Origin of the sequence: Pantoea sp. NPDC088449 (assembly GCF_044753225.1) — a bacterium.
GTDB lineage: Bacteria > Pseudomonadota > Gammaproteobacteria > Enterobacterales > Enterobacteriaceae > Pantoea > Pantoea floridensis.
Genome location: NZ_JBIVMT010000005.1, coordinates 195,772 through 208,636, shown reverse-complemented (window position 1 = coordinate 208,636; position 12,865 = coordinate 195,772). Strand labels below are relative to the sequence as shown.

Sequence of the window (12,865 nt, the reverse complement as noted above, 5' to 3'; positions counted from 1 at the left end):
GAATTGGGTTTTAGCGCGGCGTGGCCAGGCCCAGACGCTCGCCGCGATAGCTGCCATTAAGAATCGCCTGCCACCATTGTGGGTTCGCCAGGTACCACTGCACGGTTTTGCGGATACCGCTCTCAAAGGTTTCCTGCGGCGTCCAGCCCAGCTCGCGCGCAATTTTGCTGGCGTCAATGGCGTAACGCTGGTCGTGGCCGGGACGATCGCTCACAAAGGTAATCAAGTCCCGATAGCACGACAGCTGTGGTGCACGCTGCTGTGGGGCCAGTTCATCCAGCAAATCACACAGGGTTTCCACCACCTCAAGATTCCGTCGCTCGTTATGACCGCCGATATTATAGGTTTCACCCACTTTGCCGCTGCTGACCACGCAATAAAGCGCCCGCGCGTGGTCTTCCACATAGAGCCAGTCACGAATCTGGCTGCCGTTGCCGTATACCGGCAGTGGTTTACCTGCCAGCGCATTAATGATGGTGAGCGGGATCAGCTTCTCAGGAAAATGATATGGGCCGTAATTGTTGGAACAGTTGGTAACGATCACCGGCAAACCATAGGTACGCAGCCAGGCGCGCACCAGATGATCGCTGCTGGCCTTGGTCGCCGAATACGGGCTGCTGGGCGCATACGGCGTGGTTTCGGTAAAGAAATCGTCGCTGCCGTGCAGGTCGCCAAACACTTCATCGGTAGAGATGTGATGGAGAATGAAGCCCTTTTTGCGCTCATCCACCATGTTATTCCAGTAATGCCGCGCCGCTTCCAGCAGTTGATAGGTGCCGACGATATTGGTTTCGATGAAGGCAATCGGACCATCAATCGAACGATCGACGTGACTTTCCGCCGCCAGATGCATGATGCAATCTGGCTGGTACTGCGTCATCACGCGATCCAGCTCGGCGCGATCGCAAATATCCACCTGCTCGAAGGCGAAACGCGTGTTCTGCTGCACCGGCGCCAGCGAGGCCAGATTGCCAGCGTAACTCAGCTTATCGACCACCACCACGCGATGCTCAGTGTTTTCAAGCAGAAAACGCACCAACGCCGAGCCGATAAATCCTGCGCCGCCGGTCACCAAAAACTGTTTCATCGCCAGACGCCTTTGGTATCAACAATCCACGGCTGGGTAATCTGTGCAGCCTCAACCGCGCGGAACTGTGCATGGTCAACCAGCATCACCAGAATATCCGCCTGTTGCAGCGCATCTTCGGTGGTGACCAGCGTGGCTTCGTGCGCCAGACGCTGCGGAATGGCCGTTACGTGCGGCTCAACCACCCAGGTTTGTCCGCTGTGCCATTCGGCAATCAGATGGGCAACGCTCATCGCCGGACTTTCGCGTAAATCATCAATATTCGGTTTGAAGGCCAGACCAAAGCAGGCAATGGTGATATCGCTGGCACGTTTACCGCTGGCGGTGAGGCATTCGGCCAAAGCCTGTTTTACCTGGTCCAGCACCCAGCCCGGTTTGGCATCATTCACTTCACGCGCGGTGCGAATCAGCCGCGCCTGTTCTGGATTTTGCGCCACGATAAACCAGGGATCGACGGCAATGCAGTGCCCGCCAACGCCCGGCCCAGGCTGCAGAATATTGACGCGCGGATGGCGATTCGCCAGCGCAATCAGTTCCCACACGTTGATGCCTTGCTCTGCACAGATCAGCGACAGCTCATTAGCAAAAGCGATATTCACATCGCGGAAGCTATTTTCCGTCAGTTTGCACATCTCGGCGGTACGCGCATGGGTTTCCACGCATGCACCACGCAGGAAAATGCGATACAGCTCGCTGGCGCGCGCAGAACAGGCTGGCGTCATGCCGCCAATCACGCGATCGTTTTCCAGCAGTTCGACCATCACTTTGCCGGGCAATACCCGTTCCGGGCAGTACGCGATAAACACATCGCACGCATCGCCGTGCTGCGGGAAACGCAGATCGGGACGCGCATCCGCGAGCCATTGCGCCATCTGCTCGGTTGCGCCGACTGGCGACGTCGATTCGAGAATCACCAGATCGCCCGCCTTTAATACGGGCGCAATGGACAACGCGGCGGCCTGCACGTAGCTGAGATCGGGCTGATGATCGCCGATAAACGGCGTGGGTACGGCAATCAGAAAAGCATCGGCGGCTTCGGCCTGCGTGGTGGCGCGCAGGTATCCGTCTCGCACCGCGTCGCGCACCACCTCACCCAGTTCGGGTTCAACGATGTGGATATCGCCGCGATTAATGGTTTCGACAGCGCGGCTATTAATATCCACGCCAACGACTTTTTTTCCCCGTGAGGCAAAAACGGCCGCCGTTGGCAGCCCAATATAGCCCAGTCCGATAACGGAAATGGTTTCAAAACGCATGGTTATACTCTGTGTTGTTTTAGGGCCTGCAAGATGCGCGCGCAGGCATGGCCATCGCCATAAGGGTTGTGCGCACGGCTCATTGCCTGCCAGGCTTCATCGTCCTGCAACAGCAGGCTGACTTCCGCGACAATCTTACTGATATCGGTGCCCACCAGTTTCACCGTGCCTGCGTCCACGGCTTCCGGCCGCTCGGTGGTATCGCGCATCACCAGCACCGGCTTGCCGAGCGACGGCGCTTCTTCCTGAATGCCGCCGGAATCGGTCAGAATCAGCCATGAACGGTTCATCAGCCAGACAAACGGCAAATACTCCTGCGGCTCAATCAGAATGATATTTTCGATACCGCTGAGAATGCGGTTTACCGGCTCGCTGACATTGGGATTGAGGTGCACCGGATAGACGATTTGCACCTGCGGATGCTGGCGTGCAATTTGCGCTAGCGCGCTGCAGATGCGTTCGAAGCCGTCGCCAAAACTTTCGCGACGATGGCCCGTAACCAGAATCAGCTTTTTATCGGCGTCGAGGAACGGATAGCGCGCGGCCAGGCGGGCATTGAGATCCGCATCATCCAATACGCGATCGCGTACCCACAGCAGCGCATCAATCACCGTATTGCCAGTAACGAAAATGCGCGCATCCGGCAGGTTCTCACGCAGCAGATTTTGCCGCGAGTTTTCCGTCGGGGTGAAGTGGTAGCTCGCCAGGTGGCCAGTCAATGTGCGGTTGGCCTCTTCTGGCCACGGCGACATCAGGTTGCCGGTACGCAGCCCGGCTTCCACGTGACCCACGGGAATCTGGTGGTAAAACGCCGCCAGGCTGGCGGCAAAAGTGGTGGTGGTATCGCCATGCACCAACACCACATCCGGCTGAAAGTCGGCCAGCACGGTTTTCATGCCCTGCAAAATGCGGCTGGTAATCTCCGTCAGCCCTTGCTCCGGACGCATGATGTTCAGGTCATAATCAGGTTGCAGCTGAAACAGACGCAGTACCTGATCGAGCATTTCTCGATGCTGTGCAGTAACGCATAAGCGTGACTCGAACACAGCATCCTGCGCCAGCGCCTGCACCAGCGGAGCCATTTTGATCGCTTCAGGACGCGTGCCAAATACGGTCAGAACTTTCACGTGGCTTCTCTTAATGGCTCGATGGTAACGTTGAACGCGGACGTCGCACCAGCGCCACTCCCGCACCGACCAGCGCGCCAATGGCGCCCCACATGATCATCATAAACAGACGACGCGGACTATCACGCGAAACCGGCTCTTCCGGCGTGCGCAAATAACGATAGGTCTGGAACTGTTTGTCCAGACGCGGCCCCGCCTGCAGCGTACTCAGCATCGCCTTGTTTTGATCATAGCTTAAATCATAAGCAGGTCCGCTGGCCTGTAACGTGTCGAGCTGCGCCTGCAACATTTGCTGGCCAAGCAAGAAGCGATCGCTGTCTGGCAGCGCCTCACCCGTAGCTGGCGCCCGATTCTCTTTAATGCCCTGTTCATCGGCCACCTTCAGCGCCTGCACAATACGCTGACGTTGACGTTCAAACACCGCCTGCGCCACTTCTTCCTGACGCGTGACCTGCGCCTGCAGCTGTATGTTGCGCGCCTGCCAGGCGCCTTTTAGCTCCGCATTCAAATGGCGTGCCGCACGTTCGCTGGCATAGGCAATATATTGGCGTAGCAAATTATTGGCATCACCGGCAGTTTCGGCGACCAGCTTGATGTTATCTAAGACATTGCGCGCCGGATCGGCCGCCGTGAACTGGATGTTGGTGATTAAGTCATCGAGCAGCGCCGCATCATTGTGCGCGTTGCCGCTTTTACGACTTTTGTAGTAATCGGTCTGCTGCCAGAAATCACGACGCGTATCCCATGATGCCAGCTGCATTGTGAACTCTTGATAAACCTCATCCATAACGGTTGGGGCTGGCGAACTGAGATTGAGCGTATTGGTGCGGACATCCAGATTATTGAGAAATTGCTGCTGCACAAAGAAATCACCCAACATATTCACCGTAGGACGATCGGTGACTGCCGTGGTGCTCCACGCCTGCTTCATCAACATCGAGGCCAGCCACGCAAACAGCGCAAACAGCAGCGCCAGGCCAACAATCCAGCGCTTGCCACGCCACAGCGTACAGCCGAGGCCTCGCACATCCAGTTCGTTTTCTACAACCACAGAGGTCATAACAAAAATCCTTATCAGGGTACTTTCTGGGTAATTTATTTTTTATCTTCGCTGCTGCTTTGCCAGCGACGTTTTATGCGACGGATTTTGCGCGCTACACGCCATGCGTGCTTCAGGCAATAGCCGTAAAGGAGAAACGCCATCAGGAACAGCACCAGCATCACCCATTCCGGGATAAAGGCCAGATATTCACCGAGCACGCCAATACCGGCCAGGATCGCTGCGGCCACGGTAATCAGCAAAAATGCCTGACGTGAAGTGAAGCCGGCGCGCATGATCAAATGATGAATGTGTTGGCGATCGGCAGAAAACGGGCTCATGCCTTTCCGCAAACGCCGATACATAATCGCCACCATATCCATCAGCGGAATGGCAATCAGCCACAGCGCAGTAACCGGCGTGATCGGATGGCTTAAACCCTGGGTGGTTTCCAGCAAGATCCAGATGATAGTGAAACCGATCATGGTGCTACCGGCATCGCCCATAAACACTTTATAGCGGCGGCCAATCAAACCGAGATTGAGCAGAATATAAGGAATGGTGGCGGCGATCATCGCAAAACACCACATGGCGAGGCTGGTTTGGCCATCGAAGTAGAGAATAATACCTATCGCGGCGAAGGTAACGCTGGAGAGGCCGCCGAGCAGGCCATCAATTCCATCCACCATATTAAACGCATTGATCGCGGCCCACACGGCGAACAGCGTTAATACATAGCCAAAGGGGCCAACGATTAACTCTACCGGGCCGATAATAAATCCGAGGCTGAGCAAATAGAGTTTGGCACCCACCATCATCACAATGGCGACCACCGCCTGCACCAGCGCACGAATTTTGACGCTGATATCAAAACGATCGTCAAGAGCTCCTACCAATACCAACACGCCCGCACAGCTCAGATAGAGCATCGCGTGCGGTAAATAATAATTTGAGATGGCAAAAGCGAAGCAGATACCCGCGTACACAGAAATACCACCCACTAACGGAATGGCACCATGGTGTCTTTTTCTGGAGTTTGGAGTGTCCACTAGCCCAATTTTTTTAGCTGCTTTGCGAGCAAAAAACAGGAACACTAAAGTAAAAAGAAAAACTAAACCAAGCTCAGTACTCATAGTGAGTAAATTCACGTTCATGCTCTCAGCTAAAATCGTGGTCAACAATAGGCAAAACACCCGCTATTGCCGTATATCCCTATTCCGAATTCTGCTGCAGAAAAGTCTGATTGCTGAAAAAACAAGCAAATATCTGCCACAGTCAAAATAAATGCTTCCTGACTGGGCTCATCCTAATGCCCATAAATAAAAAACGCCACGTTAAGACGTGGCGTTAGCAATAATTCCTGGCAAATTGTGCGAATCACCGCTTGGCTTAGCGGGTCGCCACCTGCGACTTAGGAACGCTTCATCATATCGAAGAATTCGTCGTTGGTTTTGGTCATTGCCAGTTTATTGATGAGGAATTCCATCGCATCGATTTCACCCATTGGATGAATGATTTTGCGCAGGATCCACATCTTCTGCAGCTCTTCCTGCGTGGTGAGCAGCTCTTCTTTACGCGTACCAGAACGATTGTAATCGATAGCTGGGAATACGCGTTTCTCGGCGATTTTACGCGAGAGGTGCAGTTCCATGTTACCTGTACCTTTAAACTCTTCGTAAATCACTTCGTCCATCTTCGAACCGGTATCAACCAGCGCGGTAGCGATGATGGTCAGGCTGCCGCCCTCTTCCACGTTACGTGCCGCACCGAAGAAACGCTTCGGACGATGCAGGGCGTTCGCATCCACACCACCGGTCAGGACTTTACCTGATGCGGGAACCACGGTGTTGTAGGCACGCGCCAGACGGGTGATGGAATCGAGCAGGATGATCACATCTTTTTTGTGCTCAACCAGGCGCTTAGCCTTCTCGATCACCATCTCAGCAACCTGTACGTGGCGTGAAGCTGGCTCATCAAAGGTAGAAGCGATGACTTCACCTTTAACCAGACGCTGCATCTCGGTCACTTCTTCCGGACGTTCGTCAATCAGCAGCACCATCAACAGGCAATCTGGATAGTTGTAGGCAATGCTCTGCGCGATGTTCTGCAGCAGCATGGTTTTACCGGCTTTCGGCGGTGCCACGATCAGACCGCGCTGGCCACGACCAATTGGGGAAGCCAGGTCCAGCACGCGTGCTGTCAGGTCTTCAGTCGAGCCGTTACCGCGCTCCATACGCATACGCTTGCTGGCATGCAATGGCGTGAGGTTTTCGAACAGAATCTTGTTGCGCGCGTTTTCCGGCTTGTCGTAGTTAACTTCGTTAACTTTCAACAGCGCAAAATAGCGTTCACCTTCTTTTGGCGGGCGAATCTTGCCAGAAATGGTGTCACCAGTGCGGAGGTTGAAGCGGCGGATTTGGCTGGGAGAAACGTAGATATCATCGGGACCGGCGAGGTAGGAGCTGTCTCCAGAACGGAGGAAACCAAATCCGTCCTGCAGTATCTCCAGCACACCATCACCAAAGATGTCTTCGCCGCTTTTTGCGTGCTGTTTCAGGATAGAGAAAATAATATCCTGCTTGCGCATACGCGCCTGGTTTTCCAGCCCCATATTTTCGCCGAGGGTAATCAGCTCAGAAACCGGCGTATTCTTTAATTCGGTAAGATTCATAGTGATGGGTTCTTAAACTCGGGGTAATTCTCGAAATGATTGTCGTGAGTGGTATGGCAAAAATTCCATGCCTGTTAATGGCTCTTTTTCAACTCAGCTCGACGATTATCGTCAGATGTGGCGATAGGAAACGAGGAGACGGTCGAAAGATGATGCCGAATGTGCTAGTCATCAGATTGCCAAACCACGATAACGTTCATTGCGAGTAGGGTCTGACAAGGGAAAACTTAGATGCAAACTACAAGGTAAGAGCGTAATGCAGTGAACTCAACTTAACACGCTTAAAGTGAGACGTCCAGCAGTGGCGAAAAAATTCACCACTGCGGAACAAACACCGCGCCGGGCTTAGGCCAGGTTAGCGTTCAGAAACTCTTTCAACTGCCCTTTAGACAGTGCACCAACCTTGGTTGCCGCCACTTCGCCGTTCTTGAACAGCAGCAGAGTTGGAATACCGCGGATGCCATATTTAGGCGCTGTACCCGGGTTGTCATCAATGTTCAATTTCGCGATGGTAAGCTTACCTTCGTACTCTTCGGCGACTTCGTCGAGGATTGGGGCGATCATTTTGCAAGGACCACACCATTCAGCCCAGAAATCTACCAGAGTGACACCGTCTGCTTTCAGTACGTCTGTGTCGAAACTGTCATCGGTCAAGTGAACGATCTTATCGCTGCTCATGTTTAACTCCAAAAGATTGTGCCTGGCGAATCGGCGGAAATTATACCAACGTAGGTTGACTTTATTTCATCGGATACGCTTTCGTAAAGCGCTAGTAAGCTGATATTCTACCACACTATGAGCAAAACACACTTAACTGAACAGAAGTTTTCCGACTTCGCCCTGCACCCTCAGGTGATAGAAGCCCTTGATACTAAAGGCTTTAGCCACTGCACGCCTATACAGGCGCTCGCGTTGCCTCTTACGCTTACAGGGCGTGATGTTGCGGGTCAGGCGCAAACCGGTACCGGCAAAACGATGGCGTTCCTGACGTCAACGTTTCATTATCTTCTTTCTCATCCTGCCGCAGAAGGTCGCCAGATTAATCAGCCACGTGCGCTGATCATGGCCCCAACGCGTGAGCTCGCCGTACAAATTCATGCTGATGCAGAGCCGTTAGCGAAGGTCACTGGCTTAAAGCTGGGCCTGGCTTATGGTGGCGACGGCTACGATAAACAGTTGAAAGTATTGGCAGATGGCGTCGACATTCTGGTGGGCACCACCGGACGTTTGATCGACTATGCCAAGCAGAACCATGTCAACCTGGGCGCCATTCAGGTTGTTGTGCTGGATGAAGCCGATCGCATGTTCGATCTCGGCTTTATTAAAGATATCCGTTGGCTGTTCCGCCGCATGCCGCCGGCCACCCAACGCCTGAGTATGTTGTTCTCTGCCACCTTATCTTACCGCGTACGTGAACTGGCGTTTGAGCACATGAACAACGCCGAATACGTGGAAGTGGAACCGGAGCAGAAAACCGGCCATCGCATCAAAGAAGAGCTTTTCTATCCTTCTAATGAAGAGAAAATGCGCTTGCTACAGACGCTGGTTGAGGAAGAGTGGCCCGATCGCGCGATTATTTTCGCTAACACCAAGCATCGTTGTGAAGACATTTGGGGCCATCTGGCTGCCGACGGTCACCGCGTTGGTCTGCTGACTGGCGACGTGGCACAGAAAAAACGTCTGCGTATCCTCGACGATTTCACCAAAGGTGATGTGGATATCCTGGTTGCCACCGATGTGGCCGCACGTGGTTTGCATATTCCTGCGGTCACGCATGTGTTCAACTACGATCTGCCTGACGATCGCGAAGACTACGTTCACCGCATTGGCCGTACGGGCCGCGCCGGTGCCAGCGGTCACTCAATCAGCCTCGCGTGTGAAGAGTACGCGCTGAACCTGCCAGCGATTGAAGAGTACATTGGTCACGGTATTCCGGTGAGCAAGTACAACAGCGACGCGTTGCTGAACGAGCTGCCACCGCCGAAGCGCCTGCAGCGCAGTCGCTCAGGTAACGGTCCACGCCGTGGCGGGAACAACAGCAACCGTCGTAGTGGCGCACCGCGCAATAGCAACCGTAAACGTTCGGGTTAAGCACACCATGCTAAGCGCATCGTCACTCTATGCAGCGATTGATTTAGGTTCTAACAGCTTTCATATGTTGGTGGTGCGCGAAGTGTCTGGCAGTATTCAGACCGTCGCGCGGATAAAACGCAAAGTGCGTCTGGCCGCGGGCCTCGACAAAGCCAATCATCTCTCTGCAGAGGCGATGCAACGTGGCTGGCAGTGTCTGAAGTTGTTCTCTGAACAGCTTCAGGATATTCCCCCAGAGCAAATCCGCGTGGTAGCAACTGCCACGCTGCGCATTGCAGAAAATGCGCAGGATTTCCTCATTACCGCCGAACAAATTCTTGGCTGTCCGGTGAATGTCATCAGCGGCGAAGAAGAAGCGCGCCTGATCTATCAAGGCGTGGCGCACACCACCGGCGGTTCCGATCAGCGTTTAGTGGTGGATATCGGCGGCGGCAGCACCGAACTGGTGACCGGCGAAGGCTCGCATGCCACCACGCTATTTAGCTTGTCGATGGGCTGCGTCACCTGGCTTGAACGCTACTTCAGCGATCGTCATCTGGCAAAAGAGAATTTCGAGCAGGCCGAACTGGCCGCACGCGAGATGATTCGTCCAGTGGCTGCGGCGCTGCGTGAGAAAGGCTGGCAAATCTGCGTGGGTGCATCCGGCACCGTGCAGGCGTTGCAGGAAATCATGGTGGCACAGGGCATGGATGAACGCATCACCCTGAGCAAGCTGCAACAGCTGAAGCAACGCGCCATTCAATGCGGCAAGCTGGAAGAGTTGGAAATTGAAGGATTAACGCTGGAACGCGCGCTGGTGTTCCCCAGCGGCCTGTCGATCCTCATCGCTATCTTCCAGGAGCTGGGTATTGAAGGCATGACGTTGGCTGGCGGCGCACTGCGGGAAGGTTTGGTGTACGGCATGCTGCATCTGCCAGTGGATCGCGATATCCGCAGCCGCACGCTGCAAAATGTGCAACGCCGTTTTGCCATTGATATTGAGCAGGCTGGTCGGGTGCGTCAGCTAGCAGAGAGTTTCTTTCGTCAGGTGAGCAGCAGCTGGAAGCTGGATAACCGATGTCGCGATCTGCTTCTCAGCGCCTGTTCAATTCATGAAATTGGCCTGAGCGTCGATTTCCGTCAGGCACCGCAGCACGCCGCTTACCTGATTCGTCATCTTGATCTTCCCGGCTTCACTCCCGCACAGAAAAAAATGCTGGCCTGTCTGCTACAGAATCAAAGCGGCAGCATTGATTTGGCCTTGCTGACGCAGCAGAACGCCGTCCCGCCGCGCATGGCGGAGCGTTTAAGCCGTTTGCTGCGTTTAGCGATAATCTTCTCGAGCCGTCGACGCGATGACACCCTGCCCGCCGTGCGTTTGCAGGCGGATGATGATGCGTTGCATCTAACGCTGCCAGCCGGTTGGCGTGAAGCGCACCCGCTGCGTTCTGAGCTGCTGGAGCAGGAAAGCCACTATCAATCTTACGTGCACTGGCTGCTGACGATTTCCTGATGGTCAGGCGGCATCAATGCCGCCCCTACAATCGACGTAGGGTCGCCATTCATGGCGCCCCTTCTTCAACCCTTCTTCGCGTTCTCCAGCATCGCTCTTAACCCAGCAACGCGCGTCTGTCCGGTTTTCGCCCGCTCTTCTGCGCTCACCACTTTTTTCTCGCGCTCCCATACCACATCATCCTGCGGCAGCTCCAGCAGGAAACGGCTGGGTTCCGGGCGCATCAGCTCGCCATACTGCCGGCGCTCGCGGCATAGCGTAAAGGTCAGCTCTTTCTGCGCGCGCGTAATGCCCACATAGGCCAGACGCCGCTCTTCTTCGATATTGTTCTCATCAATGCTGCTCTGGTGCGGTAATAATCCCTCTTCCATGCCAACCAGATAGACATAAGGGAACTCCAGCCCTTTCGACGCGTGCAGCGTCATCAGCTGTACCTGATCGAGCTCCTCGTCGCTCTCACCGCGCTCCATCATGTCGCGCAGCGTAAAGCGCGTAACCACCTGCGCCAGTGTCATCGGCTCGTTCAGCTCATCGCCTTCCAGCATTTCGGTCATCCACTGGAACAGCAGATTAACGTTTTTCATGCGCATCTCGGCCGCTTTCGGGCTGGGCGAGGTCTCAAACAGCCAGCTTTCGTAATCAATGCCGCGTATCAGGTCACGCACTGCGTTGACCGGTTCACGTTCTGTCAGTTGAATGATGTCGTTCAGCCAGTGTGTGAAGCGCTGCAAATGCTCCAGCCCACGTCCGCTCAAAGTTTGCTCCAGCCCCATATCGAAGCTGGCGTAATACAGGCTCTTATTGCGCAGGTTGGCCCATTCGCCCAGCTTCTGCAGCGTTGCCGGGCCAATCTCCCGGCGCGGTGTATTCACAATGCGCAGAAACGCGCTGTCATCTTCCTGATTGGTCAGCACGCGCAGGTAAGCCAGTAAATCTTTGATTTCTGGACGCGAGAAGAACGACGTGCCGCCAGAGATGCGATAGGGAATACGGTTCTGCATCAGCTGCTTTTCAAACACGCGCGACTGATGGTTGCCGCGGTAGAGAATGGCGTAATCTTTGTAAGCGGTTTTATTGATAAAGTGATGCGCGATCAGTTCGCCCGCCACGCGTTCCGCTTCGTGGTCTTCGTTATTGGCGCTCAGCACCTTCAGCTCGCTGCCCTGCCCCAATTCGGAGAACAGGCGCTTCTCAAACACGTGCGGATTGTTAGCGATAAGGATGTTGGCGGATTTCAGGATGCGCTGCGTCGAGCGGTAATTTTGCTCCAGCTTCACCACTTCCAGCGCCGGGAAATCCTGTTGCAGCAGCACCAGGTTTTGCGGCCGCGCACCGCGCCATGAGTAAATTGACTGATCGTCATCGCCCACCACGGTAAAGCGCGCTCGTGCGCCCACCAGCAGCTTCACCAGCTCGTATTGGCTGGTGTTGGTGTCCTGATATTCATCCACCAGCAGATAGCGAATGCGCTGCTGCCAGCGTTCACGCACTTCCTGATTGCGCTGCAACAGCAGCGTCGGCAGCGCGATTAAATCGTCGAAATCCAGCACGTTGCAGGATTTCAGATGTTGGTCATACAGCTGATAACAGTGGGCGAAAATCTGGTCGCGCTGCGATTTGGCCAAACCCGCTGCGCCCTGCGGATCAACCAGATCGTTCTTCCAGTTGGAAATAGTGGAAATCAGCTGCTGTAACAGCGTTTTATCTTCTTCCAGCCACTGTTTGGTCAGGTCTTTCAACAGCGCCAGCTGATCCTGATCGTCAAACAGCGAAAAGCTCGCTTTCATCCCCAGCGCTTTGTATTCACGCTTGATGATCTCAAGCCCCAGCGTGTGGAAGGTTGAAATCATCAGGCCGCGCGCCTCTTTGCGCCCCAGCGTTTGCGCCACACGCTCTTTCATCTCGCGTGAGGCTTTATTGGTAAAGGTCACCGCGGCAATATGGCGCGCCTGATAGCCGCATTCGCGGATCAGATGAGCAATTTTATTGGTAATAACGCGCGTTTTACCTGAGCCCGCACCGGCCAGCACCAGGCAAGGACCGGTGACAAATTCGACAGCTCGTTGTTGGCCGGGATTTAAACGCATAACGGAATTCGCTCA

At 54.6% G+C, this 12,865-nt stretch carries 10 protein-coding genes; 2 read left to right on the top strand and 8 right to left on the bottom strand.

Features of this window, described 5'->3' with window-relative positions:
- Positions 1 to 10: 10 nt before the first annotated feature.
- The 7 genes from rffG to trxA all read right to left on the bottom strand — a co-directional run bounded on the left by rffG (position 11) and on the right by trxA (position 7,858).
- Complete coding sequence (gene rffG / locus ACIP6T_RS20920) at positions 11 to 1,087, bottom strand: dTDP-glucose 4,6-dehydratase (RefSeq protein ID WP_097095360.1); 1,077 nt, start codon at positions 1,085 to 1,087, stop codon at positions 11 to 13.
- The gene (wecC, locus tag ACIP6T_RS20915; RefSeq protein ID WP_097095361.1) at positions 1,084 to 2,343 is read right to left on the bottom strand and encodes a UDP-N-acetyl-D-mannosamine dehydrogenase; all 1,260 of its coding nucleotides are present in this window, start codon (positions 2,341 to 2,343) and stop codon (positions 1,084 to 1,086) included. Before wecC ends, rffG begins: the two co-directional genes overlap by 4 nt.
- A gap of 2 nt (positions 2,344 to 2,345) precedes the next feature.
- Entirely contained in the window at positions 2,346 to 3,470 is a 1,125-nt protein-coding gene (gene wecB / locus ACIP6T_RS20910; RefSeq protein WP_097095362.1) for a non-hydrolyzing UDP-N-acetylglucosamine 2-epimerase, read from the bottom strand.
- A gap of 10 nt (positions 3,471 to 3,480) precedes the next feature.
- On the bottom strand, positions 3,481 to 4,530 hold the full coding sequence (gene wzzE / locus ACIP6T_RS20905; RefSeq protein ID WP_097095363.1) for an ECA polysaccharide chain length modulation protein: 1,050 nt from the start codon (positions 4,528 to 4,530) through the stop codon (positions 3,481 to 3,483).
- Positions 4,531 to 4,565: 35 nt separating this feature from the next.
- Complete coding sequence (wecA, locus tag ACIP6T_RS20900) at positions 4,566 to 5,642, bottom strand: UDP-N-acetylglucosamine--undecaprenyl-phosphate N-acetylglucosaminephosphotransferase (protein ID WP_097095364.1); 1,077 nt, start codon at positions 5,640 to 5,642, stop codon at positions 4,566 to 4,568.
- Positions 5,643 to 5,920: 278 nt separating this feature from the next.
- Positions 5,921 to 7,180 (bottom strand): transcription termination factor Rho, encoded by a 1,260-nt coding sequence (gene rho, locus ACIP6T_RS20895; RefSeq protein ID WP_008105744.1) that lies wholly within the window; start codon positions 7,178 to 7,180, stop codon positions 5,921 to 5,923.
- A gap of 345 nt (positions 7,181 to 7,525) precedes the next feature.
- Positions 7,526 to 7,858: a thioredoxin TrxA gene (gene trxA, locus ACIP6T_RS20890; protein ID WP_008105741.1), complete on the bottom strand. Its 333-nt coding sequence runs from the start codon at positions 7,856 to 7,858 to the stop codon at positions 7,526 to 7,528.
- Positions 7,859 to 7,975: 117 nt separating this feature from the next.
- Between trxA and rhlB the strand changes: the two genes are divergently transcribed.
- Both rhlB and gppA read left to right on the top strand, forming a co-directional pair.
- Positions 7,976 to 9,271, top strand: a complete 1,296-nt coding sequence (rhlB, locus tag ACIP6T_RS20885) for an ATP-dependent RNA helicase RhlB (protein ID WP_097095365.1) — start codon at positions 7,976 to 7,978, stop codon at positions 9,269 to 9,271.
- Between the two features lie 7 nt (positions 9,272 to 9,278).
- Positions 9,279 to 10,763, top strand: a complete 1,485-nt coding sequence (gppA, locus tag ACIP6T_RS20880; protein WP_097095366.1) for a guanosine-5'-triphosphate,3'-diphosphate diphosphatase — start codon at positions 9,279 to 9,281, stop codon at positions 10,761 to 10,763.
- Positions 10,764 to 10,828: 65 nt separating this feature from the next.
- On the opposite strand, the gene rep is transcribed toward gppA, so the two are convergent.
- A complete protein-coding gene (gene rep, locus ACIP6T_RS20875; RefSeq protein ID WP_400458709.1) occupies positions 10,829 to 12,850 on the bottom strand; it encodes a DNA helicase Rep in 2,022 nt (673 codons plus the stop codon).
- Positions 12,851 to 12,865 lie beyond the last annotated feature (15 nt).